This is a genomic window from Aeromonas sp. 600479, assembly GCF_049175515.1.
GTDB classification, from domain to species: Bacteria; Pseudomonadota; Gammaproteobacteria; order Enterobacterales; family Aeromonadaceae; genus Aeromonas; species Aeromonas veronii_A.
Genome location: NZ_JAAKVF010000012.1, coordinates 84,594 through 111,422 on the forward strand (window position 1 = coordinate 84,594; position 26,829 = coordinate 111,422).

At 58.4% G+C, this 26,829-nt stretch carries 27 protein-coding genes; 17 read left to right on the plus strand and 10 right to left on the minus strand.

The features are described from left to right. Positions 1-130: 130 nt before the first annotated feature. The 7 genes from panB to thpR all read right to left on the minus strand — a co-directional run bounded on the left by panB (position 131) and on the right by thpR (position 6,036). Positions 131-925 carry a 3-methyl-2-oxobutanoate hydroxymethyltransferase gene (gene panB / locus G5149_RS13715; protein WP_042063124.1) on the minus strand — a complete coding sequence of 265 codons (795 nt, stop codon included), beginning with the start codon at positions 923-925 and terminating at the stop codon, positions 131-133. Then, a complete protein-coding gene (gene folK, locus G5149_RS13720; RefSeq protein ID WP_201993134.1) occupies positions 922-1,431 on the minus strand; it encodes a 2-amino-4-hydroxy-6-hydroxymethyldihydropteridine diphosphokinase in 510 nt (169 codons plus the stop codon). Before folK ends, panB begins: the two co-directional genes overlap by 4 nt. Before the next feature lie 11 nt (positions 1,432-1,442). Continuing rightward, positions 1,443-2,909 (minus strand): polynucleotide adenylyltransferase PcnB, encoded by a 1,467-nt coding sequence (gene pcnB, locus G5149_RS13725; RefSeq protein ID WP_069554926.1) that lies wholly within the window; start codon positions 2,907-2,909, stop codon positions 1,443-1,445. A gap of 255 nt (positions 2,910-3,164) precedes the next feature. Further along, positions 3,165-4,073 carry a tRNA glutamyl-Q(34) synthetase GluQRS gene (gluQRS, locus tag G5149_RS13730; RefSeq protein WP_421212652.1) on the minus strand — a complete coding sequence of 303 codons (909 nt, stop codon included), beginning with the start codon at positions 4,071-4,073 and terminating at the stop codon, positions 3,165-3,167. Positions 4,074-4,184: 111 nt separating this feature from the next. Further along, positions 4,185-4,634, minus strand: a complete 450-nt coding sequence (dksA, locus tag G5149_RS13735) for an RNA polymerase-binding protein DksA (RefSeq protein ID WP_005335644.1) — start codon at positions 4,632-4,634, stop codon at positions 4,185-4,187. A 119-nt stretch (positions 4,635-4,753) separates the two neighbouring features. After that, on the minus strand, positions 4,754-5,497 hold the full coding sequence (gene sfsA / locus G5149_RS13740; protein WP_019444756.1) for a DNA/RNA nuclease SfsA: 744 nt from the start codon (positions 5,495-5,497) through the stop codon (positions 4,754-4,756). Then, positions 5,494-6,036 carry an RNA 2',3'-cyclic phosphodiesterase gene (gene thpR / locus G5149_RS13745; protein WP_421212654.1) on the minus strand — a complete coding sequence of 181 codons (543 nt, stop codon included), beginning with the start codon at positions 6,034-6,036 and terminating at the stop codon, positions 5,494-5,496. Before thpR ends, sfsA begins: the two co-directional genes overlap by 4 nt. A 178-nt stretch (positions 6,037-6,214) precedes the next feature. Here thpR and hrpB point away from each other — a divergent pair, with 178 nt between their 5' ends. The 3 genes from hrpB (at position 6,215) to G5149_RS13760 (ending at position 11,514) form a co-directional block, all read left to right on the plus strand. Beyond that, positions 6,215-8,662, plus strand: coding sequence for an ATP-dependent helicase HrpB (hrpB, locus tag G5149_RS13750; protein WP_421212656.1), 2,448 nt, complete (start codon positions 6,215-6,217; stop codon positions 8,660-8,662). Positions 8,663-8,735: 73 nt separating this feature from the next. Then, on the plus strand, positions 8,736-11,054 hold the full coding sequence (gene mrcB / locus G5149_RS13755; protein ID WP_421212658.1) for a penicillin-binding protein 1B: 2,319 nt from the start codon (positions 8,736-8,738) through the stop codon (positions 11,052-11,054). A 58-nt stretch (positions 11,055-11,112) separates the two neighbouring features. Then, a complete protein-coding gene (locus tag G5149_RS13760) occupies positions 11,113-11,514 on the plus strand; it encodes a VOC family protein (RefSeq protein ID WP_005343260.1) in 402 nt (133 codons plus the stop codon). Between the two features lie 65 nt (positions 11,515-11,579). Here G5149_RS13760 and G5149_RS13765 read toward each other — a convergent pair whose 3' ends face one another. Next, positions 11,580-11,900: an SMR family transporter gene (locus G5149_RS13765; protein ID WP_005343259.1), complete on the minus strand. Its 321-nt coding sequence runs from the start codon at positions 11,898-11,900 to the stop codon at positions 11,580-11,582. Beyond that, positions 11,888-12,289 (minus strand): SMR family transporter, encoded by a 402-nt coding sequence (locus tag G5149_RS13770; protein ID WP_337073484.1) that lies wholly within the window; start codon positions 12,287-12,289, stop codon positions 11,888-11,890. Before G5149_RS13770 ends, G5149_RS13765 begins: the two co-directional genes overlap by 13 nt. A gap of 157 nt (positions 12,290-12,446) precedes the next feature. Here G5149_RS13770 and G5149_RS13775 point away from each other — a divergent pair, with 157 nt between their 5' ends. The 3 genes from G5149_RS13775 to ppa all read left to right on the plus strand — a co-directional run bounded on the left by G5149_RS13775 (position 12,447) and on the right by ppa (position 15,765). Beyond that, positions 12,447-13,328, plus strand: coding sequence for a LysR family transcriptional regulator (locus tag G5149_RS13775; RefSeq protein ID WP_236347269.1), 882 nt, complete (start codon positions 12,447-12,449; stop codon positions 13,326-13,328). 109 nt (positions 13,329-13,437) lie between these two features. Next, positions 13,438-15,018, plus strand: a complete 1,581-nt coding sequence (locus G5149_RS13780) for a DUF3369 domain-containing protein (protein WP_421212660.1) — start codon at positions 13,438-13,440, stop codon at positions 15,016-15,018. A 216-nt stretch (positions 15,019-15,234) separates the two neighbouring features. Next, on the plus strand, positions 15,235-15,765 hold the full coding sequence (ppa, locus tag G5149_RS13785; RefSeq protein ID WP_005335667.1) for an inorganic diphosphatase: 531 nt from the start codon (positions 15,235-15,237) through the stop codon (positions 15,763-15,765). Positions 15,766-15,791: 26 nt separating this feature from the next. On the opposite strand, the gene G5149_RS13790 is transcribed toward ppa, so the two are convergent. Beyond that, complete coding sequence (locus G5149_RS13790; RefSeq protein ID WP_005343255.1) at positions 15,792-16,139, minus strand: hypothetical protein; 348 nt, start codon at positions 16,137-16,139, stop codon at positions 15,792-15,794. A 139-nt stretch (positions 16,140-16,278) separates the two neighbouring features. Here G5149_RS13790 and G5149_RS13795 point away from each other — a divergent pair, with 139 nt between their 5' ends. The 11 genes from G5149_RS13795 (at position 16,279) to G5149_RS13845 (ending at position 26,687) form a co-directional block, all read left to right on the plus strand. After that, on the plus strand, positions 16,279-17,169 hold the full coding sequence (locus tag G5149_RS13795) for a hypothetical protein (RefSeq protein WP_337073482.1): 891 nt from the start codon (positions 16,279-16,281) through the stop codon (positions 17,167-17,169). Positions 17,170-17,389: 220 nt separating this feature from the next. Beyond that, positions 17,390-17,932, plus strand: a complete 543-nt coding sequence (locus G5149_RS13800; protein WP_005343253.1) for a YtfJ family protein — start codon at positions 17,390-17,392, stop codon at positions 17,930-17,932. A gap of 44 nt (positions 17,933-17,976) precedes the next feature. Next, a complete protein-coding gene (locus G5149_RS13805; protein ID WP_005343252.1) occupies positions 17,977-18,276 on the plus strand; it encodes a DUF2607 family protein in 300 nt (99 codons plus the stop codon). 31 nt (positions 18,277-18,307) lie between these two features. Then, positions 18,308-18,910: a DUF2796 domain-containing protein gene (locus G5149_RS13810; protein WP_088868496.1), complete on the plus strand. Its 603-nt coding sequence runs from the start codon at positions 18,308-18,310 to the stop codon at positions 18,908-18,910. A gap of 4 nt (positions 18,911-18,914) precedes the next feature. Further along, entirely contained in the window at positions 18,915-19,604 is a 690-nt protein-coding gene (locus G5149_RS13815) for an ABC transporter ATP-binding protein (protein WP_421212663.1), read from the plus strand. Then, complete coding sequence (locus G5149_RS13820) at positions 19,598-20,845, plus strand: ABC transporter permease (RefSeq protein WP_042052401.1); 1,248 nt, start codon at positions 19,598-19,600, stop codon at positions 20,843-20,845. The genes G5149_RS13815 and G5149_RS13820 overlap by 7 nt, the downstream gene beginning before the upstream one ends. 31 nt (positions 20,846-20,876) lie before the next feature. Then, on the plus strand, positions 20,877-21,353 hold the full coding sequence (locus G5149_RS13825) for a DUF3299 domain-containing protein (protein ID WP_041234071.1): 477 nt from the start codon (positions 20,877-20,879) through the stop codon (positions 21,351-21,353). A gap of 104 nt (positions 21,354-21,457) precedes the next feature. Beyond that, positions 21,458-22,318 (plus strand): TIGR03899 family protein, encoded by an 861-nt coding sequence (locus tag G5149_RS13830; RefSeq protein ID WP_421212664.1) that lies wholly within the window; start codon positions 21,458-21,460, stop codon positions 22,316-22,318. Between the two features lie 258 nt (positions 22,319-22,576). After that, positions 22,577-24,214 (plus strand): PAS domain-containing methyl-accepting chemotaxis protein, encoded by a 1,638-nt coding sequence (locus G5149_RS13835; protein ID WP_421212666.1) that lies wholly within the window; start codon positions 22,577-22,579, stop codon positions 24,212-24,214. 560 nt (positions 24,215-24,774) lie between these two features. Next, positions 24,775-25,320: an SLATT domain-containing protein gene (locus G5149_RS13840; RefSeq protein ID WP_201998137.1), complete on the plus strand. Its 546-nt coding sequence runs from the start codon at positions 24,775-24,777 to the stop codon at positions 25,318-25,320. Then, entirely contained in the window at positions 25,320-26,687 is a 1,368-nt protein-coding gene (locus tag G5149_RS13845; RefSeq protein WP_421212667.1) for a reverse transcriptase domain-containing protein, read from the plus strand. The genes G5149_RS13840 and G5149_RS13845 overlap by 1 nt, the downstream gene beginning before the upstream one ends. Positions 26,688-26,829 lie beyond the last annotated feature (142 nt).

Below are 26,829 nucleotides of genomic sequence, written 5' to 3' on the forward strand. Positions count from 1 at the left end.
AGCACGAACATGGCTATCAGCAGTTCACCTTTAGATGAATCAATAAGATACGGATTAGCTATACGGATTAACTGTGCGAGGCGGAGAAGCAGAGACGGGGGCCGCAGCCCCCATCATGCAACTGCCAGGATCAGTTGAAGCAGTGCTCCGGGCCGGGGAAGCTCCCCTCGCTCACCTGCTGGACATAGAGGCGGATGGCGGCACGCACATCGCCGGTCTCGGCCAGGAAGTTCTTGGTGAACTTGGGCACATAGCCGGAGGTGACGCCAAAGGCATCGTGCATCACCAAAATCTGACCATCGGTCGCGGGGCCGGCACCAATGCCGATCACCGGGATGCGAAGCGCCTTGGTGATGCGCTCGGCCAGCGCAGTGGGCACACACTCGAGCACCAGCAGCTGGATACCGGCCGCTTGCAATTCGAGGGCCTGACGGTAGATCTCTTGGGCTTGAAACTCATCGCGCCCCTGCACCTTGAAGCCGCCAAAGACATGAACGGATTGCGGAGTGAGGCCGAGGTGACCGCACACCGGCACCCCGTTGCGGGTGAGGTGGCGGATGGAGTCACACAGCCAGTCGCCCCCTTCCATCTTCACCATGCGGGCACCGGCCGCCATCAGGCGGGCAGCGTTCTGGTAAGTCTGCTCGGGGGTGGCGTAGCTCATGAACGGCATGTCGGCGACCACCAGTGCCTTGCTGGCACCGCGCGCCACACAACGGGTGTGATAGACCATCTCATCCATGTTGACCGCCAGGGTATCCTGACCCCCTTGCAGCACCATGCCCAGCGAATCGCCGATGAGCAGCACGTGGGCCCCCTCGTCGTCGAACAGCTTGGCAAAGGTGGCATCATAGGCGGTGATGGCGGTGAACTTTTGACCGTCCTGCTTCATCTTCAGCAGGCTGGCGGTGGTGATCTTGCTCATAGAGGCTCCTGTACGTCTGCACGCGGGGCAATGATGGCCAAATCATTGTGCGGGCAGCGGGCAACCAGTCGGGCGAGCGGGGTGCCGCAGGGCAGCACCAGAGCAGGCGCAATTTCGGCAAGGGGCAGCAGCACGAACTCCCGCTCCTTCATGCCGTAGTGGGGTACGATCAGGCGCTCATGGTTGATCACCTGATCCCCATAGAGCAGCAGATCGAGATCCAGAGTTCTCGGCCCCCACCGCTCATCTTTGCGCACACGTCCCTGTTCCAGCTCGATTTTTTGTAATTGATCCAGCAGCGCAAGGGGCGCGAGCCGGGTATTGAGCCGGGCCACGGCATTGACGTAGTCCGGTTGGTCAGCAGGCCCCATGGGGCGGCTGCTGTAAAACGACGAGGCCTCCACCAGCACAGATTCCGGCAACCTTGCCAACGCGGCAACGGCGCGATGAGCCTGACCCAGCGGGTCAGACAGGTTGGAACCAATGGCGATGAAGACCTCGGTCATCACGTCTGTTGTCACTCGGCCACTTTCGGTTTGCGGCGACGGGGGCGACGACGGTTGCGGCTGTTGCTGCTGCGCTTCTCGCCATCGTGGCTGCGGGGCTCACCGCGCTCACCGCTGGCCGGGCGACGGGTCGCTTCACGCTGCAGTTGCGGGCGCACATCCGGATTGGAGGCGACATAGCGCTCCCACCAGCTGGCCAGCTCGCCGAGACCGCGCTCGACCCGGTTGCGCAGCAACAGGAAGTCGAACGCCGCGCGGAACTTGGGATGCTCCATGGCGCGCTCGGGGTGCTTGCCCTGACGACGGGTCAACCGCTGTTGCAGTGCCCAGATATCGCGGACATCTGTGGTGAAACGGCGGGGAACGGCGATGATCCGCACCTGATTGTCCAGCACCTCGTTGATCGCCAGCATGAAGGCGTCATACCAGGGCAGGCCGCTCTCGTTCTCCAGCACCCGACCACGGGCCTCGACGCAGCCCCACAGCAGGGTGGCGTAGAGGAATGCGGGGGTGACGCGTTTATCTTCACGAACGCGGGTGTCGGTATCGATCAGCGCCTGCTCGATAAACTGCTCGTAGGGCGAGTTGCCGTGCGGGGTAAACAGCGCAGCTACTTGCGGGAAGAGCTGTTGGAACAGGCCATACTCGCGCAGCAGTTTGTAGGTCGCCAGACCGTCGCCAGCCAGGAACAGCTTGAGGGTCTCCTCAAACAGGCGGGCAGCCGGGATGTCTTGCAGCAGTGGCGCCAGCTCCTTGATAGGGGCGGCGGTACGCGGACTGATGGTCATATCCAGCTTGGCGGCAAAGCGCACGGCGCGCAGCATGCGCACCGGATCTTCACGATAACGGGTCTCGGGATCGCCGATCAGCTCAAGCTTGCGCTCGGCCAGATCTTCCAGACCCCCTTCGAAATCGTGCAGGGTGAAATCTTTGGCGCTGTAGTAGAGGGCGTTGACGGTAAAGTCGCGGCGCTCGGCATCCTCTTCGATGGTGCCGTAGACGTTGTCGCGCAGCAGCATGCCTTCATCAGACTGGGCCGACACATGTTTGCTGGTATTGACCTGATGGTGGTGACCCCGGAAGGTGGCCACTTCGATCACGTCACGACCAAAGACAATGTGGGCCAGGCGGAAACGACGGCCAATCAGACGGCAGTTGCTGAACAGCGCCTTGATCTGCTCCGGCGTCGCATCGGTTGCGATGTCGAAATCCTTGGGCGTCTTCCCGAGCAGCAGATCCCGGACTCCGCCGCCGACCAGGTAGGCTTCGTAGCCCCCTTTGTTCAGGCGATAGAGCACCTTGAGTGCATTCTCGCTGATCTCTTTGCGCGAAATAGGGTGCTGATCACGGCTTAAGGTACGACGTTGACCGGCGACACGGGCTGGAATGGGGGATTCCACCGACTGCTCGCCGTCTTCCTTGCCGAGCACCTTGCGGCAAAAGTTTGCGATCTGGGAAAAAATGGTACACCTCTTCATGACTTCTAAATTGACGGGAGGCCAAAAAATAGCGGCCTATCATAGCTCACGCCTGCACAAATGAAAAACCATGTGGCTACTTCAGCTCATTTGAATCAAACCGAGCCAAAAAATAGCGGTCTACTTGCGCATAGCTCACGCCTAACCAAATGAAAAACCGTGCTGACAATTGATCCCGCATGAAACCGTCTGTCAGCGAAAATAGCGGTCAATCTGCACATAGCTCGCGTACTGTTACACGAAAACCGGCTCTCTTTACTCAATGTCCAGCGGGATCTTCTGGCTGGCTGGCACCCGATCGAGCCGCCAGTTGGCGATGCCCCACCCGATGATCTCGTCGATCCTGCTTGCCATCAGCTCGGGGGGAGGACACTGGCCGAGGAAGTGCAGCGCCTGCCACAAGGCTGGTCGCACCTCATCAAGCGCGAGGGCCGGCGCATGGTTCTGCTTGGAGAGCTTGTTGCCATCTGCCAACACCGCCAGCGGCAAATGCACCCAGTCGGGCACCGGCGCCCCCAGGGTCTGGTAGAGGGCAATCTGGCGCACCGTGGGCTCCAGCAGATCGGCGCCGCGCACTATCTCGGTGATGCCGCTGTCCATATCATCCACCACCACTGCCAGGTTGTAGGCGTAGAGCCCGTCGCGGCGGCGGATAATGAAATCCTCCTCGGCGAGCGCCGCCGGGACCGCGATATGGCCCTGCAAACGATCGTCGAAGTGGTAGACCGGATGGTGCTGGCGCAGCCGGGCGGCGCAACCTTCGGCCGCAAACCCGAGGGTGCGGCAGTGGCCGCTGTAGAGACCGCCCGCGGCCATGATTTCTCGCCGGGTGCAGCGGCACCAGTAGAGATCCCCCGCCCGATAGAGCTGGTCAATGATCTCGTCATAACGGCCGTGGCGCGCGCTCTGGAACATCACCTCCCCATCCCACTCGAGACCGTATGCCTCAAGGGTTTTGAGGATCAGGGTCGCAGCCCCCGCCATCTCTCGCGGAGGATCGATATCTTCGATGCGCACCAGCCAGCGCCCCTGCTGCGCTCTGGCCTGCAAAAAGCTGCCGAGGGCGGCGATCAGCGAACCGAAATGAAGCGGGCCTGAGGGTGAGGGGGCAAAGCGGCCGACATAGGGGCGCACAAGGGGTGAGGATGGGGAATTCACTGGCATGACTATTCGGGTAAGCGATTCATTGAGGCTGCATTCTGGGGCGCGACCGCCAAAAGCTCAATAAAAAAGGGAGCCCGCGAGCTCCCTTTTTCATATACCAGAGGGTCGGGATCAACCGGCCATCTGTTTTTCCTTGATCTCGGCCAGCGTCTTGCAATCGACACAGAGGTCGGCAGTCGGACGGGCTTCCAGACGACGGATACCGATCTCGATACCGCAGTGTTCGCAGTAACCGAAATCATCGTCTTCAAGCAGCTGCAAGGTCTTCTCGATCTTCTTGATCAGCTTGCGTTCACGGTCGCGGGTACGCAGTTCAAGAGCGAACTCTTCTTCTTGCGCGGCACGATCCACGGGATCCGGGAAGTTGGCAGCCTCGTCTTTCATATGGTCGACGGTACGATCAACTTCCTGCATCAGTTGGTTGCGCCAGGCACCCAGGATCTTGCGAAAATGCGCCTTTTGTTGGTCATTCATGTACTCCTCACCCGGCTTTTCCTGGTAAGGCGCGACACCCGCAATGGCCAGGGGGCCCAGAGATTTCCTGTTTTCGCCTGTTGGCATGCCCTGTCTCCTAATTCAGCACGCTACCCGTGCCATCCATAAATTGAGGGCGACATCTATAGCAGAAGGGTAACGGGTAAGCAAACAAGCCGTACCAATAATGTTACCCACTCCAATATTTATGCACTCCCCTCGGGTAACAGGTGACCAGATTCAAACGGGATAAATCCTTGAGCCACCATGCCTTGCACCCCAACATGGGGCCGATAGCATAAAATTTCAACCCCCGCCGCGATTGCCTGCTCAATTAGCAGACTATAGTGCGGATCTATATGGGTTGCAGGGCGCATCCGGCTTATTCCGGAGTGCAACACCATAAAGAGCAGCACGGCCCTGTGGCCCGCCGCTTTCATCGCCATCAACTCGCGCAAATGCTTGGCACCACGGGCGGTGACCGCATCGGGGAAGTAGCCCATGCCAGCCTCCTCCCGCTCGTCGAGCAGGGTGACAGATTTTACCTCGATGTAACAATTGCCCTTCTCATCATCTTCCAGCAACAGATCGATGCGACTGTTCTCTTCGCCATACTTCACCTCGGTGCGCAACCGGCTGTAACCCGCCAGCGGAGCGATGGCCTCCTGCTCGATTAGCTCGCGGGCGATCTGATTGGCGCGTGCCGTGTTGACGCAGATAAAGTGGCCCGCCGGGCTTTCGGCGATCTCCCAGCTGTTGGGCAGCTTGCGCTTGGGGTTATCGGAGGTGGAGTACCAGACCCGGGTGCCCGGATCGGCACAACCGGTCATGGCACCGGTATTGGCGCAGTGGATAGTAATGACCTCGCCGTTATCGAGTTGCACATCGGTCAGAAAGCGCTTGTAGCGGGCCACCAGCTGGCCCGATTGCAGGGGGGGATCAAAAATCACGGGTTAGCCCTCCGCGCATCTTCTTTTACCCGGGCACGCAGCGGCCAGCAGGCAAGCGGTTCGTAGCGAACCCCGTCCGGGGTCGAGATGGATTGATAGAGGCAGAACTCATCGGCCTGCAGCAGAAAATTTGGGGCAGGCAGGATGGTAGGCGCCTCGACCGCCTTGCGCGACAGGGTGACATGGGGGCGATAACCCTGCTCGCCATTGCCAAGACGCAACTTCTCGCCGTGGCGGCGCAGCGCCTTTGCCAGCACGGTCAGCTCGTTGGGCCACTCTTTCGGGCCAATCCAGGCTGCCTTGGCCCGGCTGAACCAGCCGGTCTCATCCAGGCTGATGGAGAGCGGCGGACAGTGCTGGCGCTCCACGGCGGCGATCAGGCGGCGGGTGGTCAACTCGTCCGCCTCACCCAGAAATGCCAGGGTCAGGTGGAGGTTGGCTTGCGGCACCGGCTGACCGGGCCAGGGCAGCTGATCGCGCCAGGCGATGAGCTTGGGAGCGAGCTCCTTGACGGGCAGGGCAAAGAAGAGTTTGGCCATGTGGTGATAATGCCTTTTTCACGCTCATTGGATGGGCCCATTCTATGGCAGCTATCCGGCCATGTCTCGCCAGCCTCCCGCCCGAGTGGCCATCTGCGCACATCCACTCACGGTGGCGCGGGTGGCTGTGGCAGAATAGGCGCCGTTTTACCGGTTGCTACAGAAGGTGCTCATCGCTTTGTCCCAGCTCCCCATCGTTTCGGTATTGCCCGAACTCTTTGCCGCCCTCGACCGCCACACCAGCGTGATCCTGCAGGCGCCCCCCGGCGCGGGCAAATCGACTCTGCTGCCGCTGGAGCTGGTGCGTCAGAACCGGCTGCCTGGCCGCATCATCATGCTGGAGCCAAGGCGCCTCGCGGCGCGCAATATCGCCACTTTTCTGGCGCGCCAACTGGGGGAGAAGGTGGGAGAGCGCATCGGCCTGCGGGTACGTGGCGAGAGCCGCACCAGCTCAGCGACCCGGCTCGAGATCGTCACCGAAGGGGTGCTGACCCGAATGTTGCAGCAGGATCCCGAGCTCGGCGGCGTCTCGCTGGTCATCTTCGATGAGTTCCACGAACGCAGTCTGCACGCCGATACCGCGCTGGCCTTCGCCATCGAGAGCCAGCAAGGGCTGCGCGATGACCTCAAGCTTTTGATTATGTCCGCAACCCTTGATGGTATGGCACTCGAGACCTTGTTGCCGGATGCCCCTGTGGTTCGCTCGGAAGGGCGCGGTTTCCCCATCGACTACCACTACCGCCCAGCCAACCGCCAGCAGTGGCTGGAGCCGCAGGTCGGCGCCGTGGTACTCGAAGCGCTGTCCGCCCACCGCGGCAGCCTGCTGGTCTTTCTGCCGGGACAGGGGGAGATCGAGCGGCTGGCGCAGTGGTTGGCAGACAAACTGCCGGACGACGTGACCCTCGCCCCCCTCTACGGCCGCCTCGATATGGCGGCGCAGCAGGCGGCCATCGAACCGGCGCCTGCGGGCCGCCGTAAGCTGGTACTCACCACCAATGTGGCGGAGACCTCCCTCACCATCGAAGGGGTCTCTGTCGTTATCGACAGCGGGCTGGAACGACGGGCCTCCTATGATCTGAAAAGCGGTGTCACCCGACTGGAGACACGCCAGATAGCCAAATCCTCCGCCACCCAGCGGGCAGGCCGTGCTGGCCGTCTCGGCCCCGGCGTCTGCTACCGGCTCTGGAGCAGCGAGGTGCAGGAGCGACTCGCCGAGCAGAGCCCGCCAGATATCCTCACTCAGGAGCTGACCGGCCTGCTGCTGGACGCCGCCCAGTGGGGGGCAAAGGTGGAAGATCTGCCGCTTCTAGATATGCCCCCCGCCGCTGCGGTGGCCAGCGCCCAGCAGCTGCTGGTGACCCTTGGTGCCATGAAGCCGGAGGGTGAGCAACAACTCACTCCCGCTGGCCGCGCCATGGCGGCCTTCGGTACCCACCCTCGTCTCGCCCTCATGCTGCTGCGTGCCCGCGAGCTGGAGTCCGAGGGTCTGACAGGGATTGTCGCCGATGCCGCATATCTGGTGGCGTTGCAGGAAGAAGATCTGCGAGGATCGGAGCGCCTCTCTGTGCTGTTCCACCGCCGTCAAAACGCCCTGCGTCAGGGGGCGGCCCGCTGGTTTGAGCGGCTTGGCGCCCGCCCTGCCAATGCGCAGGGTCAGTGGCTGGGGCTACTCTGCGCCCTCTCCTGGCCGGATCGCATCGGCAAGCTGCGCAGCGGCAGTCGCTATCAACTCAGTGGTGGGGTGAGCTGCGATCTGGTAGAAGGTCATCCCTGTCAGGGACAAGGGGCGCTGATTGCCATCGAGATGGGGCAGAATGATCGCGGCAGCCGCATCTTTATCGCCGAACCGGTCGAGCTGGACGAACTGGTACGCCTGCTGCCGGAGCTGGTGAGCGAACGGCAGTGGTTCGACTGGGATGAGCGGGAAGAGCGGGTGCGCGCCGAGCGCCAGCAGGTGATCGGCGAGCTGGTGCTGAGCCAGCGACCGCTAACCGAACTCTCTGACGAGCAGAAAGGGCGCTGCCTGCTGCAAGGCATTCGCCGCAAGGGGCTGCATGTGCTGCCTTGGGACGAGAGCAGCGAAGGACTGCTGGCCCGTCTGCGCTGCGCCTGCGACTGGCTGCCCGATGAGGGGTGGCCCGCGATGGATGACGAGAGCCTGCTGGCCACACTGGAACAGTGGCTGCTGCCAGCGGTGAGCGGTATGACCCGGCTGGAGCAGCTGAAGAGGCTCAATATGAGCGACATCCTGCGCCAATCCCTGCCCTGGCCGTTGCCCAGGCGGTTGGATGAGGCACTGCCGAGCCACTTTGCGGCACCGACCGGCAGCCGGGTGCGGATCCGCTATCAACCGGGGCAGGCACCGGTGATCCCGGTGCGCATTCAGGAGATGTTCGGGCAAGGTTCGACCCCCTGCGTAGCCGATGGCCGGGTGCCGCTGGTAGTGGAGCTGCTCTCCCCCGCCCAGCGACCGCTGCAGATCACCGCCGATCTGGCCGCCTTCTGGGCTGGCTCTTACGAGCAGGTGAAGAAAGAGATGAAGGGGCGCTATCCCCGCCACTACTGGCCGGATAATCCGCTGGAGGCGATGCCGACCAAAGTCACCAAGAAGAAGATGGGCATCTAGGTTCGACGGGTTAATCCCGCTCGAACGTTCGCGAATGCGACATAACAAGTAGAAAGGAAAGCAAAGAGGATTTATGGCAACCCAACGACGCAAGCGTGCCCCCAAGAAGGCAGCGCCCAAACGCACCATCTGGCGCAAGCTGTTCTGGCTTGGCTTCAAGCTCTCCCTGGTGGTGGCGGCCTTTATGGTGGTGTTTGGCATCTACCTCGATACCAAGGTGCGCGAGCGCTTCGATGGCGAGAAGTGGCAGCTGCCGGTGATGGTCTACAGCCGTCCGCTGGAGCTCTACCCCAGCCAACGCCTGTCGCGGGACCAGATGCTGCGCGAGCTCAACATGCTGAGCTACAAGCAGGTGCGCCAGCCTCACACACCGGGTGAATACACCATCAACGGCAACCGCATCGAGCTGATTCGCCGCCCGTTCGAGTTCTATGACGGCGCCGACGGAGCCCGTGGCCTGAGACTCACCTTCAACGGCCCGCGCCTTGAGGGGATCCAGTCGCTGGAGAACCAGCGCCAGCTCGGTTACGCCCAGATGGACCCGGTGCTGCTCGATCGCCTCAATACCGAGGATCGGGAAGATCGCCTGCTGGTTCGCCTCAGCGAGGTACCCGACAGCCTGCTGGTGACCCTGCTCACCACCGAAGATCGCGACTTTTACCAGCATGGCGGCGTCTCGCCGGTGGCCATCATGCGGGCCATGTTCGCCAACCTGATCGCAGGTCGCACCGTGCAGGGAGGCAGTACCCTGACCCAGCAGCTGGCCAAGAACTTCTTCCTGACCCGTGAACGCAGCCTGTGGCGCAAACTGCAGGAAGCCTACATGGCAGTGCTGATCGACTATCGCTACAGCAAGGACGAGATCCTCGAGTCCTACCTCAACGAGGTCTATCTGGGGCAGAACTTCTCGCAAGGGGTCTACGGTTTCGGCCTCGCCTCCTACTTCTACTTCGGCATTCCGGTCAACGAGCTGGATATCGATCAGGTCGCCCTGCTGGTCGGTCTGGTGAAGGGCCCCTCCTATTACGACCCCTGGCGCTTCCCGGAGCGGGCCAAGACTCGCCGGGATCTGGTGCTGAAGCTGCTAATGGATCACGGCAGCCTGACCCAGGCCGAATATGAGCTGGCCAGCCGTCAGCCCCTCGGCATCATCGCCCGTGGCCAGATGAGTTATGGCCGCACTCCGGCCTTTATGGGACTGCTCAAGCGAGAGATCCAGAGCCGCTTCGGCGCCGATCTGCTCAAGCAGTCTGGCCTCAAGATCTTCACCAGCCTCGACCCCATCGCCCAGCATGCCGCCGAGCAGGCCGTCTCTTCCGGGCTTGCCCAGATCGAGAAACAGCGCGGCAAGAAAAAGTTGGAGGCGGCCATGGTGGTCTCCGACTGGCATAAGGGCGAAGTGGTGGCGCTGGTGGGTGGCCGCGATCCCCGTTACGCCGGGTTCAACCGGGCGCTGGATGCCCGCCGCCAGATCGGCTCGCTGGTGAAACCGGCTGTCTACCTCACCGCCCTCTCCAATGGGCTGACCCTGGCGACCCCGCTCAAAGATCAGCCGATCCGCATTCGTGGTCAGGATGGTCAGGTCTGGACGCCGCAAAACTACGATCGCAAGTTCCGCCAGAGCGTACCGCTGATGGATGCGCTGGCCGGCTCCCTCAACGTGCCGACTGTCAATCTGGGTCTGCAGGTGGGGCTGGAGAAGGTAGTCGACACACTGCACAAGCTGGGGGTGCAGCAGGAGATCCAACCTTATCCATCGCTGGTGCTGGGGGCGGTGGCCCTCTCGCCGATGGAGGTGAACCAGATGTATCTTCCCATCGCCAATCAGGGGCTGACCCAGCCGCTGTCGGCCATTCGTGCCGTGGTCAAGGGGGATGGCAGCCTGCTCTATCAGCATGATCAGACCGCCAAACGGGTCACCGACAGTCAGGCAAGCTGGCTGACCCTGTTCGCCATGACCAAGACGGTGAGCCAGGGCACGGCCCGCGCGCTCAGTGCCAAGTTCCCCGGCGCTACCATGGCGGCCAAGACAGGCACCACCAACGAGCTGCGCGACTCCTGGTTTACCGGGATGGACAACAACGAGCTGGTCAGTATCTGGGTCGGTCGCGACGACAACACCCCGGCAGGATTGACCGGCGCCAGCGGGGCACTGCAGCTCTTTAGCGGCTACATGAGCCAGCGCGGCGTCAACAGCCTAAGCCTGCAGATGCCGGAGGGGGTCACCTGGGCCAACTTCTCCCGTGCCAGCGGCACCCGCGTCACCAGCGACTGCCCGGGCAGCCTGCAGGTTCCGGCCAAAACTTCGACTATGGGCTCCCCGACCAGCTGCGCCAGCAGTACGACACCACGCAGTGCACTGGATGACTGGTTCGGCGGTTTCTTCAACTAGATCAACAACACGGGCAGCGCAGGCTGCCCGTTCACTATGCTGCTGACAAGGAAACACCATGACCTTTCCGCTGTTTGACGCCATCCACCATGTGGCCATCATCGCCAGCGACTACCAACGCTCGCGCCACTTCTATCACGAGGTGCTGGGGCTGCCCATCATTGCGGAGACCCTGCGCGAGGCGCGCCAGTCGTGGAAACTGGATCTGGCCCTGCCAGACGGCAGCCAGCTTGAGCTGTTCAGCTTCCCCTCGTCCCCCGAGCGCCCCTCCCGCCCCGAGGCATGCGGCCTGCGCCATCTCGCTTTTCGGGTCAGCGACCTCGACCGGGTCATCACCCATCTGCATGCTCATCAAGTCGATGTTGAGCCGGTGCGGGTGGACGAGCTGACCGACAAGCGCTTCACCTTCTTCGCCGACCCGGATGGTCTGCCGCTGGAGCTCTACGAAGCGCCGTGCTGAGCCTGCATCGGCCAAACAAAAAGCCGCCCGGCGAACCGGGCGGCTTGGTCATTGATAAAGCGTTATCAGGCGGTGGTCAGCATGGCGACGGCCAGCGCCATCACCATCATTCCTGCCCAGCCGATGGGCTTGAGTCGCTCACGGAAGATGAGCAAACCACCGAGGGCTGTACCCAGAATACCGATGGCGCCCCAGGTGGCATAGGCCACAGCAAGATCAATCTTGCCACTGCTCACCGCTTCGGAGAGCAGGGTAAAGGCACCCAATACCAGCATAATTCCCAGCATTCCCCACCCTTTATAGCGGAATCCCCGCGAGCGGTTGATCGCCATATTGGCGCCGATATCCAGCAGTGCGGCGCCAAACACGATAATTAACGGGTGCATACCGCCTCCTTCGCATGACTCGTATCACTTCCTGTCACCGGGTCGTCATGGGTTTCCCCCATGGTCACCATAACAATACCCACTATTGCCAGCGCAAGACCGATCAGCTCCTGAACGTTCAGGTTGTAATCGAGAAACAACACGGAGACGACGGTGATCAGTGCAATCCCCAGACCCTCCCATAATGCGAACGCAATACCAATGGAGATTGTTTTGGCGGCTTTGGCCAGTAACAGGTAAGAGATCGAGATCAGAACCCACATCGGCAGGTAGTTCATCCATCCCGCTGCATCCTCTGGGATCATCGCCATACTGGATGTCCCCGCTACTTCGGTGAGGATGGCCCCCGTCAAAAATATGCGCGCTAAAAGCATGCGACTGATTAACATAGAATTTTCCTTCTGTTGCTGCGACGGTAGAGATGATAGCCGCAGTCACGGCAGGGGCAGGAATCGCTGAGCGTCGAGTTATCAGACGCTGACGGTTTGCCTTGCTATCAGAGGTCGGGCTAAGGTGGTGCTAGATCCCTCCTTATTGCACATCATCATGAAGCTCTATCAGATAGAACTCTTCGTAGAGTCCGCAAACAGTGGCTCTCTTGCCAACACCGCCAGGCGACTTGGCAAAAGCCGCAGCGCCGTCAGCACATCCATCGCCTCTCTTGAAGTGGAGCTTGGCGTCGAACTTTTTGAACGCGGTGCCAATCAGAGTCGCTTGACCGACATCGGCGAGCTGGTACTGGATGACTGCAAGCGACTCCTGCAAGCGGCCAACAGCCTCAAGCTAAAGTGTGAACACTACGCCTCCGGCGCCGAGGTAGCACTGCGGGTTGCGCGCGATGACGCTATCCCGGAACAGGTGTGGCGCGAGATGCTGGCTGCCTTGCGCAGCCAGTTTCCCGGTACCAGTATCTCGCTGGTGCTCGCCTCCCCACCCGAACTGCCCGCACTGGTGGAAGAGGGCTTTGTCGATGCAGCATTTGGCCTCATCACCGAGGATCAGGAGCGCAGCGGCCTCAACATCGACGTGCTCAACCCCATTCGCACCCTGATGGTGGTAGCGCCCAGCCATCCACTGGCCGACCTGCGACGGGTGAAACAGCAGGATCTGACTGATCACACTCAGGTTACCCTCTCTTATATCGATGAATTTTCGGTAAAAAGCCTGTTGCCAGTAGGGGGCCAGCATATCGGCCTCTCCAGCTTCGAGTTGATGCGCAATGCGGTGCTGGACGGACTGGGTTGGGCGGTGCTCCCCTCGCCACTGATCCAGAGCCAGCTGCGACAAGGCACCCTGCTGACCCTGAAACACAAGTTCAGCCTGCAGTGGCGTGATTATGGTGTCTATCTGGCGGAAAACGCCTATCACGGCAAGGTGTTGGCCTGGTTGAAAAAGTCGATCCAGGGATATCTGGAGCCTTTCGAGTAGAGGTAAAGAGGCGGAGCCAGCTCACGATATACACTTATCCTGATGATCCGAGCAGATGTGATCGTGCATACTGTCCACATACTCATTGAGCGCCGGAGGCGTAACCGATATGAGCAGTGCCCAAGACAAGGACGACATCTTGCTGGACGACGACATCATCGAACTCGATGAAGAAGAGGTCGTGGTCCCCAAGGCACTCAACCCATGGCAAGTGCTGATCGTGGATGATGAGCCGGATATTCATCATGCTACACGCTTGGCCCTCTCCAATATTCACTACAAGTCGCGCCCGCTTGAATTGCTTAATGCCTACAGCGGCGCCGAAGCGGGTCGCATGCTGGAAGCCAATCCCAGAATTGCCCTGATCCTGCTCGATGTGGTGATGGAGACCGAAGACGCAGGTCTGCGGCTGGTGCACCGGATCCGCAACGAAATGCACAACTCGCTGGTGCGGATCGTGCTGCGTACCGGCCAGCCCGGTCAGGCCCCCGAACAGCGGGTGATCCTCGATTACGACATCAACGACTACAAGACCAAGACCGAGCTGACGGTACAAAAACTCTACACCACCGTCATCGCCTCTCTGCGCTCATACGAAACCCTCAGCGCCATCGACAAGAGCCGTCAGGGGCTCGGAAAAATTCTCGAAGGTGCCGGTGATCTCTACCATCTTCATTCGCTCAAAGAATTTGCCTCTGGTGTGCTCAAACAGATCAGCGCCATTCTCGATGTGGGCACCGAAGGGGCTATCTGCGCCGAACGCCGCCCCGGCGAAGAGACGCTGGGGATCCTGGCTGCCACCGGCGACTACGAGACCCTGTTGGACGAGGGCAAGCTAACCGATTTTCCTACCCTCAACGACTCGGTCATGAAGGCATTGGCGGCACGCTGCAACCGCTTTGAACACCCTCAGGATTCCCTCTATATCGCCGCCCAGAATGGCCGCGAGTTCGTGTTGAGCTTTACCCCTACCCAACCCCTGGATCCCCTCGAGTGCGATCTGCTGGATGTCTTCTGCCAGCGCATCTCGGCGGCCTACGACAACCTCTATCTCTACAACCAGTTGCTGCGCGCCCAGGAGGCCACCGTGGTGGCACTGGCGGCGCTGGCAGAGTTTCGCGACTCCGATACTGGCGAACATGTACTGCGGGTGCAAAAACTCTCCGACGCACTGGTGGAAGAGTTGCAGCAGATGGCAGTTTATCCGGAGCAATTGACCCCGGAGTTTGTCGAAATGATCGGCATGGCTTCCATCCTGCACGATGTGGGCAAGGTCGGTACCCCCGATCATATCCTGCACAAACCGGGGCGGTTCGACCCGGAAGAGCGGGCCATCATGGAGCAGCACGCAGGAATCGGCGCCAATATCTTGCACAAGGCGGGCGAGATGGTGGAGGGCACCAGCTACCTCTCTCTCGGCGCCGAAATCGCTCGGGGCCACCACGAGCACTTCGATGGCAAGGGCTACCCGCTGCAGCTGACTGGCCAGCAGATCCCGCTGTCGGCGAGGATAGTGGCGGTGGTCGATGTATTCGATGCCCTGCTCAGCAAACGCCCCTACAAGGAGCCCTGGACGCTGGCGCAGACCATGGAGTATATCCAGTCCCGCTCCGGCACCCAGTTTGATCCTCATGTCGTAACAGCACTGTCGCGACTGGTCAACGAGTCGAGACTCCCCTACTCGCTCTGACTCTCTGCACTTGCAACTCAACATCCCTTGCCGATGACCAAGGTCACCGGCAAGGCATCAAAACAGCTGTTTTGTTGCATCCTGCACGCATCAACGCGCCGCAAACCGGAAACATCACCCTTCTTTGGCTGCGATATCCGCTGAAATATGGTCATTTAACATCACATCGCTATAATATCGGCCTGCAATCCTGATACTAACAACGAAGGAAATATCATGAGCCTGAACCTGGTACCGGCCGGCAAGAGCCTGCCCGACGATATCTATGTCATCATCGAAATCCCGCAGAATGCCGACCCGATCAAATACGAAGTCGACAAGGACAGCGGCGCTATTTTCGTCGATCGCTTCATGTCTACCCCGATGTTCTATCCGTGCAACTACGGCTACGTGAACGCGACCCTCTCTCTGGATGGTGACCCCGTCGACGTACTGGTTCCGACCCCCTACCCGCTGCTGGCCGGTTCCGTCATTCGCTGCCGTCCGGTTGGCGTGCTGAAGATGACCGACGAATCTGGCGAAGATGCCAAGATCGTTGCTGTACCGCACTCCAAGCTGACCAAGCAGTACGACCACATCCAGGATGTGAACGATCTGCCGGAACTGCTGAAAGCCCAGATCCAGCACTTCTTCGAGCGCTACAAAGAGCTGGAAGCGGGCAAATGGGTCAAGGTGGAAGGCTGGGGCGACAAGGCTGCTGCCGAAGCCGAGATCAAGACCTCTGCCGAGCGTTACGCTGCCAAGTAAGCGTCACACGGAATGAGAAAGGCGCCTTATGGCGCCTTTTTTGTCGGTGTTTGCGGCAGCTGACCGGCCGCATCTCCGGCAGGATTGCCCTGAATGTATATTTCACGACCATCTTTCTGGTAGGGACGATAGTAATCACCGCCACAGCGATAGCCGCCGCCCGGCTGGCTCATCAGCTCGCAGTTGACCGGCAATACCTCCAGCCACTTGATGGCCTGCTGGTAGCGCAGCCACTCCTGCCATTCGTGTTCTCGCGCCAGCTGATCGCGCAGGGCAAAGGTATCCGCAACGGACATCCCCTGATTGACGATCACCTGACCCGCCATGGCAGGCAGGCTGAGCCCACCCAGTAGCACTATGATCCAAGGCCTCATATGCCCTCCCGAGTGACTTATTTTCACAATTAAATTAAAAGTCACATCAATCTGTTATACAGCTCACAAAACGAAACATCACCTAAGTGGTGCCGGCTCACCTAGTTGTTAATTATCGTCCACGGCAGGAAGCACCACCATGAAGCTGACCCCCGCGCTGTTGCTCAGCCTCACTCTCTTCGCCACCCTTGGCGCCACAAGCAACGCCAGCGAGATCAACATGAGCTGGCAATGGCAATCCAGCGATGGGCAACGCAAGCACTTCCATCTGACCACCAACGATCAGGTGATGGCCGCCAGTCGCCACGAGATGAGTCTGCTTGACGCCTCTCTCACCAATCCGCTGGAGACGCTCTACGCCTATATCAGCCCGCGCCTCTACAACAGCCTCAACCTCATCAACCAGAGCAGCCCCGAGACCGCTACCAAGTTTCGTAATCTGGAGCAGGCATTCACCCTGCGGGACAACAGCATGGAGTCTCTGCTGTTCTGGCAAGCCTACCAGCAGTATCAGGAGGATGCCTTCTACCAGATGAGGGTGATCCCCTGCGTCCATCCGGCCAATCGCAAACTGCCTTGCGTGCGACCCGATTACTCCCAGCTCTTCTACCACTTCAAAGGGCATCTCAAGCCGCTGGCGCAGCAGTTTGCCGCCAAGGATCTCGCCACCAGCGTCAGCCTGCTGCAGGAGTGGCTGAACGCCATCCCCACCCAACCGGAGCAGCTGGATCACTTCGCGCCGCCGCTGCAGGCGTTGCAGGATAACAAGGCCGACAGCGACGAGAAGGCACTGTTGATGGCCAGTCTGCTGGCGGAGCTGGCGCCGCAATATGTGCTCAGCATCATCTATCCGGATATCAGCATCGGCAGCGTCTCCCCTGCCTGGCTGGCCATTACGGCAGACAGTGGCGTACCCGGTGATGTTGTGGTGATCAACAATCAGCGCCATGTGCTGCTGACCGGCTCGTCCCTGCTGGCCCAGCAGATGACCATGGCCAAGATCCCCCTCATCAGCGAGTCGCTCTACTGACGCAGACAGCTCAGACCAGCAGCCAATTCATTGATTTTTATCGATGTCATGCCATCCTAGCCGCCCTTGCCAGCCAACCACCTGACTGGCGGGGCGCCGACGCTTCTGAATTGCGATCTTATTTAACACTTTTTAAACAGATCCGATCAGTTTAGGATGAAGCTCGCCCATTCCCTCAATCCGAAACTCGTTATAACATAACAAATGGAGTGTCATCAGGATGAAACATCTCGTACTTACTTTGGCGCTGCTGCCATCTCTGGTCTTTGCTCACAACTTCAAAGATGGCAACCCGGTGCCGCTGGTCAATGTCAGCGACAAGGGTGAGCTGGTACTGAATGGCAAGGATATCGGCTACCAGCCGTGGCAGAGCACCTCGCTCACCGGCAAGGTATTCCTGATCCAGCATATTGCAGGTCGCTCCAGTGCCAAGGAGCTGAACGCCCCGATGATCGAGGCGATCAAGGCCGCCAAGTTGCCGCAAGACAAGTACCAGACCGTTACCGTCATCAACAGCAATGACGCCATCTGGGGCACCTCCGGCTTCGTGAAGAGCAGTGCCGAGGACAGCAAGAAAGAGTTCCCCTGGTCCGCCATGGTGCTGGATGCCAAGGGCATGGCGCGCAACGCCTGGGATCTGACGCCGGAAAGCTCGGCGATCATCCTGCTGGATAAAGAGGGCAAGGTGCTGTTTGCCAAAGATGGCCAGCTCGATGCCAACAACATTGCTACCGTGATGGGGCTCATCAAGTCCCATCTCTAAGTCAGAGAGAAAGGGCGCTGATGGCGCCCTTTCCATAAGGGTCTATGGGTCGTATCAAGCTGAAAATCTGGATCTTGCTGCTGGGCTGGTTATGGCTGCAGCCTGCCCTTGCCCGGCACCAGTTTGAATCTGCCCTACCCGGCCACGACGACCATCACTGCCTGGTCTGCGCCCTCCATCTGGATGGCAAGCAGATCATCACCGCTACCCCCTATTGTTTCCCCGGTTCGACCTCTGTTCTGCCCGTAGTTGCAACCATGCAACGATCGGCGGATACCGCCACGCTTCACAGCTATGCCATCCGTGCGCCGCCCGCCTCTGCTTTTCTCTATCCCTTTGTTTAATTTCGCTATTTGTTTTGAAAAAGGATTAAAGATGAAAGCAGTTACTCTGTTGCTGGCCGCTGCGGCCTTTGGCGCACACGCAAATCACGACGAACACGAGAGCCACAGCCACGGTGCCCACGAGCATGGCCACGGCCACCTCAATCTGGTGGTCGATGGCGACCAGTTGATGATCGAACTGCAGGCCCCCGCAGCCGATCTGGTGGGCTTCGAGCACGCTGCCAAGAGCGATGAAGAGAAGGCGCAATATGCCAAGGCGGTCGCCCGCCTCCAGCAGCCTGATGCCCTGTTCCGCTTCGACCCGGCCGCTGGCTGCAAACTGACCCAGCAGGAGCTGCAAGCCGCCAAAGAAGAGCATGATCACGACCATGACCATGACCATGACCATGACCATGACCATGACAAGGCTGCCAGCGACAAACATGAAGACCACCATGATCATGACGAAGCGGGTCACGCCGATATGGGCGCCATGTACACCTACACCTGCGCTACACCAGCCAAACTGACCGGCCTTGAGGCGACCCTGTTCAGCGTCTATCCGAGCCTTGAGAAGCTGAGCGTGCAGGGGATCCTGCCCACCGGCCAGACCGCTGGCGAGCTGACCCCGTCCGCCAACAAGCTGAGCTGGTAACGCCATGAAAAAAGCCGTGGTTGAGATCCGCGATCTGGCCTTTGCCTGGCCAGGTGGCGACGCTGTACTCGATCTGCCCGCCCTCACCATCCGCGAGGGTGAGCGGGTCTTTATCAAGGGCCCGTCGGGCTCTGGCAAGTCGACCCTGCTCGGGTTGCTGGCCGGGATCCAGACCGCCAACCACGGCACCCTGGAGGTGCTGGGCCAACCATTGGCCCGGCTCTCTGGCCGTGCCCGTGACCACTTCCGGGCGGCCAATCTGGGTTATATCTTCCAGCAGTTCAATCTGCTGCCTTTTCTCTCGGTGCAGGACAACGTGACCGCTGCCCTCACCTTTTCGCCCGCCAAACGGGCTCGCCTGCAAGGGAGTCCGGAGCAGGAGGCGCGCCGTCTGCTGACGGAGCTGCAACTGCCGGATGACGCACTGCATCGCCCCGTCCATGCCCTCAGCATCGGCCAGCAGCAGCGGGTTGCCGCCGCACGGGCGCTGATCGGCTCGCCACCGCTGGTGATCGCCGACGAGCCCACCTCTGCACTCGACACCGACAACCGGGCGGCCTTTATCAAGCTGTTGTTCGAGGAGTGTGACAAGCAGGGCTCGACCCTGATCTTCGTCAGCCACGACCCTTATCTCGAACCCCTGTTCCCGCGGGTCGAAAACCTGCAACAGCTCAACCGGAGGGCATCATGCTAAAGCTCGCCCTGCAAAGTCTCTGGGCCCGCCGCCTCACCGCCGGGCTCACCCTGCTGGCCGTCGCCATCAGCGTCACCCTGCTGCTCGGGGTGGAGCGGGTGCGCACCCAGGCCCGTGAAAGCTTCTCCAACACCGTCTCGGGGACCGATCTCATCGTTGGCGCCCGCTCCGGCCAGGTGAACCTGCTGCTCTACTCGGTGTTTCGCATCGGCAACCCCACCAACAACGTGGGATGGGACTCCTATCAGGCCATCAAGCAGAAACCGGGCGTCGCCTGGACCATCCCGCTCTCCCTTGGTGACTCCCACAAGGGATTTCGGGTGCTCGGCACCAATGGCGACTACTTCACTCACCTGAAATACGGTCAGCAGCAGTCGCTGCAATTGCGGGAAGGGCGGCCATTCGACACGCCGTTTGAAGCGGTACTCGGTGCCCAGGTGGCCGAGAAGCTCGGCTATCACCTTGACCAATCCATCGTTATCGCCCACGGTGCTGGCAACACCTCGTTCAGCCAGCACGACAACCTGCCGTTCAAGGTGGTGGGCATTCTGGCGCCAACCGGTACGCCCATCGATCGCACCATCCATGTGCCGCTGGCGGGGATCGAGGCGATCCATCTTGGTTGGGATACCGGCCGCCACAGCAAGAACGTGACACCGGAGCAGGCGCTGGCGCAGGATCTCACCCCGAAAACCATCACCGCCTTTATGGTGGGGCTGAGCAACCGGATCCTGGCGTTCCAGCTACAACGCAGCGTCAACACCTATCCCAAGGAGCCGCTGATGGCGATCCTGCCGGGCGCCGCCCTGCAGGAGCTGTGGAGCCTGATGAGCGTGGCGGAAACCGCCCTCTCGGTCATCGCCGGTTTTGTGGTAGTCGCGGGCCTGATCGGCATGCTGACTACCCTGCTGGCTGGGCTTAACGAGCGACGCCGGGAGCTCGCTATTTTGCGATCCCTCGGTGCGGGCCCTGCCCACCTGTTCCTCCTGCTGGCGCTGGAGGCCATGGCGCTGACCACGGTCGGCATCGCCCTCGGGGTCGCCGTGCTCTATCTGGGGCAGGGGCTTGCCTCGCCCTGGCTGCTCAGCCACTATGGCCTGCAACTGAGTCTGGGGCTGCCGAGCGCCTACGAGTGGCAGTTGCTGGGGGTGGTGTGGCTGGCGGGCATGGTGATCGGCCTGCTCCCTGCCGCCCGCGCTTACCGCTACAGCCTGAGCGATGGCATGAGCATTCGCGTCTAGCAAGACGCCCTAAATAGAAACAGAAGGACAGATGATGAAGTGGAAAATTGTGGCGCTGCTCGCCAGCCTGCTGGTGCTGCCCGCCCTGGCCGCCGATTACAAGACCATCGACTGGGATGTGCTCATCCCGGAAGGGGAGAAACTGCTGCCACCTCCGCAGGTGAACCACGATGGGGATCTCGCCTCCGTGCCGCAACCGGTGGGCGGGGTAAACAAGAAGCTGGACAACCAGGATGTGCGCATTCCGGGCTTCGTGGTGCCGCTGGAAGGGGATGCCAAGAAGATCACCGCCTTCCTGCTGGTGCCCTACTTCGGCGCCTGCATCCATGTACCGCCGCCCCCCACCAATCAGGTGATCTATGTGAGCTACCCCAAGGGTGCGCCGGTGGATGACCTGTGGGATGCCATCTGGGTGAAGGGCAAGATGCGCACGATCAGCTCCAGCCACGAGATGGCCACCGCCTCCTATTCGATGGAAGCGGTCGAGGTGAGCGTCTACGAGGAGTAATCCTCTCGTTGCAAAAAAAGCGGCCTCCACGGAGGCCGCTTTGTTATCTTGGCATCCCGGTTGGAGTAACATTCAGCTCCAGAACCTGTGCGAATGGAGTCAGCATGGCAGACCTCCCCCCCCCGAAAAAAGAGAGTTCGATCCTGAGCAGCCAGGAGCAGACCCTGCGCCTGGCCCGCAGTCGCGGCATCGACGGCATGCTCACCCGCAATACCGACAGCACCTTCGAACAGCGCGCCACCTTTCGCCATCTGGCGGATCAGGCCGCTCGCCAGCGCAATCTGGAAGCCATCATGGTGATGGCCTCCCGCCACTGCGAAGAGACCGCGGCTGGCGGCGAGATGGACAGCGACTGGCTGACCCGCTTCCTGCAACTGGCGGAAGATATCAGCATGGTGCCGATGCAGCAGCTGTGGGGGCGGATCTTCGCGCTGGAAGTAGCCACCCCGGGCCGCTTCTCCATCCGGGCGCTCGCCACCCTCAAAGAGATGACTCAGCGCGAGGCCCAGCTGTTCCAGCGCATCTGTTCACTGACTTGCCACTACACCGGCAGCGACGAGCAGCGACTGCTGCTGGGGCTGCACAAGGGGGCCAGCTTGCTGAGCCGCGCCAAGGCAACGCGGCTCGGCCTTGGCAAATACCGCCTCCCCTACAACGCCCTGCTGCAACTGTTTGAGCTCGGGCTGCTGCATCGCGCGGAGCTGGAGTCCGGCCCGCTGCCCGCCGATGGGGTCGAGCTGGAGTTCGGCAACCAGCGCTGGCGGCTGCAGTGCAAGCAGCACAACATCACCCTGCTCTACTACCGCCTCACCCCGGTGGGCAACGAGCTCGCCCAGCTGCTGCAAGAGTCGCCGCTGGAAGAGTACCTGCAGGATCTGAAAACCGTGCTGGGGCAGGGTATCCAGATCGAGGTCCAGCATCAGGTCAGCGAGACCACACCGCCCAGCCCTGACGCCGCGCCCTGATCGTCGATGGGGGAACACGCCCACCGACGCGCCACAGATCCCGCTCACAGCACCTCACTCAGCAAAGTGAGGTGCAAAATGCAGCTCCCCTCGCACCTTGCCGCTCGCTTTTTGCACATTGCAACGACAGCAGCGCCACATTCAGTGGCTGCGCCCCTTTATTGACACAAAAATCACTTAACGTGATTGATGGCCCGCCCTTTGCTTTGAAGCTTGATGCAGATCAATTTTCAACCACCACAGCCCGGAAGCATGGCTATGAGAATCAATCAACCGGTTACCCAAAGAGAACGTCTCTATCCAGACCACCAGAGCCTGATCTCCACCACGGATCTGGAGAGCCGCATCACCTACGCCAACGATGAGTTCTGCGAGATAGCAGGCTTCTCGCTCGACGAGCTGCTGGGGGAACACCACAATCTGGTGCGCCACCCTGACATGCCGAAACAGGCCTTTGCCGATCTGTGGAACCATATCCGCGAAGGCAAGAGCTGGATGGGACCGGTGAAAAACCGCTGCAAGAGTGGCGATCACTACTGGGTCAGCGCCTTTGTCACCCCCATCAAGGATGCCAGCGGCCGGGTGGTGGAGTATCAGTCGGTGCGCACCGCCCCGAGCGAAGAGATCAAACAGCGGGCCGAGAAGGTCTATGCCGACCTTCGCAACAACAAGCTGCCGCTGGCACTCAAGTTGCCCACCTTCTCCCATACCCTGACCATCAACCTCTGCCTGCTGCTGAGCCTGCTCGCCATGTTTGCGCTTGGCTACAACCACGACATGAACTGGCAACTGGCGCTGGTCGCCCTGCCGCTGGCGATAGCGGCCATCACCCTGAATGCCCTCTCCCGCCGCCTCGGCAAGCTCAACAAGATGGCCCGCAGCCGCTTTGACAACCCGCTGATGCAGTTGCTCTACACCAACAAGGTGGACAACATCGCCGCCATCGAACTCTCGATGGTGATGAATCAGGCCGAGTTCAGCGCCGTGCTGGCCCGCACCCAGCAGACCTGCAGCAAGATCCTGCAGGCCGCAGAGGGGGATCTGCGCAACGCCGAGTCCATCACCGACAACCTGCAACAGCAGCAGGCCGAAACCAATCAGGTAGCCACTGCCGTGACCGAGATGTCGGAATCCATTCGCGAGGTTTCACAGAGCTCCAGCGAATCCTCCAGCCTGCTGGACGAGACCGCCGACCTGTTCAAGAGCGGCAACCACAGCGTGGCCGAAACCGTGGCTGCCGTGGCGGGTATGAACAGCGAGCTGACCACCTCCAAGAGCGTGATCAGTGCGCTGGTCGGCCACTGCCGCGATATCGACGGCATCCTCGATGTGATCAACAACATCGCCAACCAGACCAACCTGCTGGCCCTCAACGCTGCCATCGAAGCGGCCCGGGCTGGCGAAGCGGGTCGGGGTTTCTCGGTGGTCGCCGACGAGATCCGCACCCTCGCCATCAAGACCCAATCCTCGACCAGCGAGATCCAGAAGATGATCACCGAGCTGCAAACCAGCGCCGGGGATGCAGAACAGGCGATGGAGAAGGGCTGCCAACTCTCCGAGAGCTGCCAGCAGAAAGCCTCGGCGACCGGCACCATTCTCCAGCAGATCAACAATATGCTGCAGCAGGTCGCCTCCGGCAGCGGCCAGATTGCCCAGGCGGTACAGGAGCAGTTCCACGTCACCGCCGAGATCAACCGCAACGTGCTCAGCATCAAGACCCTGGCCGATGACTCCAGCGTCGGCAGCCAACACGCCGTGCACGGCATCACCCAGCTGGTCAACCAGTTGAGCGATCTCGACCGGCTGGTGCGCCAGTTCCAGAAGGGGGCTCCGGCAAGCCAAAACCGCTACGAAGTGGCCACCACCCGCGCCGTGCCGGTACGCCAAGCCAGATAACCACTACCCAAACAATCACCGCAGCAAAACCCTATGGGCCCATAGGGTTTTTTAATGCCCGCCAACAAGAGGACGACATCCTCGCTTCACTGTCCGATTTCCCTCTGCGCTGATAGGCGGCTGTTCTTGCACGAGCACATCGCCGCCCGTTATTGATTAATTTGTTGATCTTGCTCAGAAAACCGCCCGCTTGCGCTTTTCACCCCAGCCCCGTTCGGTAACATAGCCGCTTGGCAACCTCTTGTCGGAGTCAGCCATGAGCCAAGCCAGTGCCAAAACGCAGGTAAAAAGCAGCAAACTGGAGGCTGAAATTCAGGGGCGGTAGCGTGGTTTTTGCAGATTGACGCAGGGCGTAGCCAAGCCAATATACAAATAGACGCTTGACGTGAATTTGTGAAAATGAGACATTCAAAATTCGTGGGGCTGTTATTCTTCGGAATAAACGTTTTTAAACGTGTTACTAATAAACAATAGATTCGCTCTATTTGTTAACTCAGACACTCAATTGAGTGTGTTAAACTTGTAATTATTTACAGCCCCACATCTAATTAGAGAAACACATGGACATCAATAATATTTGGTTTACTCGAAAAGCAAGAATTAGAGCATCTGAACGTCTTCTGGAAAATGATTTTCATGCGCAATGCATTTTAATCTATTATTCATCTTTAGTCGTTTGCGTTTCAATTTTAGATTTGGGTGTTGATAACATATTTAATGGCAAGGCTGGTGTAATTTTATGTGCTTTATCAGTTGCAGTATTAGTTTTATCATCATTCATTACCAGTATTAATTTTAAAGGTAGAGGTTTGGCATTTAAAGATAACTATATTTCATTACATGCCCTATATGAGAAAGTTAATGCATCAAATACACAACAGTTAAGTTCCATCCAAACCGATGAATATTTTGAATTATTGAAGAATTGTGAGAACCACCTTGATTTAGATGACCTCTATGCCCGTGTTATTTATTGCAAGAACAACACATCTAGAAAGGCATCCTGCCAAGAAGTCATTAATATTTATACCTACATAGTTAAAAGAAAAATAACAATACTTGCACTGTATATTATTCCTGTAGTTAGTTTGTGGTGGGCATGGTGATGACACCTTACAAATTATTTAAAATTTTTACATCCAAAAAGAACCTTAAGCAAGTTTATGAAAGCCACATAAAAAACAAACCAGCTGTTGGTTTAGATAAAATAAATAACCACACTTTTTCAAAACGACTCGATGATGAAATTGATGTAATACATAGAAAGATCAGAAATAAAACCTATCATTTTACCACCTATAAACAAAAGCTAATCTCTAAAGGCGCGAACAAATACCCTAGATGCATTTCAATCCCAACAATACGGGATCGAATAACTCTAAAAGTTCTATGTGAACTTTTACAAGCATTGTATAAAGAAAAAATAACACAAGAAATACCTCAAACAAAAATTGAAAGAATAAAAGATGCCTTACTAACAGGCACGTATTCACACTATATTAAAATCGACCTGGCTAATTTCTACCCATCTATTCATCATGAACAATTATTAGCGAAATTATCAAAAAAAATACGTTCTAAGCAAATCCTTAACCTTATTAAATCTGCATTACAAACGGCAACATTACCTACACCAGATAGAAATAAACAAAATACATGCGGAATTCCACAGGGTATTGCCATATCAAATATCTTGGCTGACATATACTTCATTGATATTGACGAGAGAATATCAAACATCGAAGGAATCCATTACGAAAGATACGTAGATGACATATTCATACTATGCAAAGAGGAGGATGCTGATGATATTTTAAGAGCAACCTTTGAATTACTAACTACTGAGAGGTTGGAACCCCACCCTATAGAGGCTCTAGGTTCAAAATCAAAACTAGATAATCTAAGCAATAGATTCTCATTTTTAGGTTATGAATTTCACTCCTCGAAAGTGACAGTAAAATCAGAAAGTCGTCATAAATTAGAGTCATCGATCGTTAAGTTATTTACGACTTACAAATACCAAGTAGAAAAAATCGAAGGTGAACATCTTGAATACAGAAAAAGGCTGAAAAAAATCCTCCAATGGAGAGTTAACTTACGTTTAACCGGGTGTATATTCGAAGATTCAAGACGAGGCTGGGTATTTTATTTCTCACAAATAAATGACCAAGAGATATTATATAAAATAGACAGGCTCGTACACTCACTTTGTAAACGATTTAGAATACCCGATGTCCACTTTAAAAAAATATCGAAAGCATACCTTGAAGCAAAAATAAAAAACAAAGACGACCACAAATATATAATAAACTTTGACAAGTTAACGGTGACAGAAAAAAGGAAAATCCTCGAGACATATCTGGGCGAAGAACGAATTGGAGCCAGAAATAATGATGAGATTAATAGGCTGTTCAAATTAAGAATTAAACATATTATCGCAGAGCTAGAACAAGATATTCAATCTGCATATTAATAACGAGCCCCCAAATTGGTGCGGGATTGATTTCAACCCATAGGTTCGAATAGCGCAGCGTATTCGGACAATCGCGAATAACCCCGCAGCGATATAAGCAAGGATCGGAAGATCCTTTTGCGGGGTTGCTATCGACCGCCTC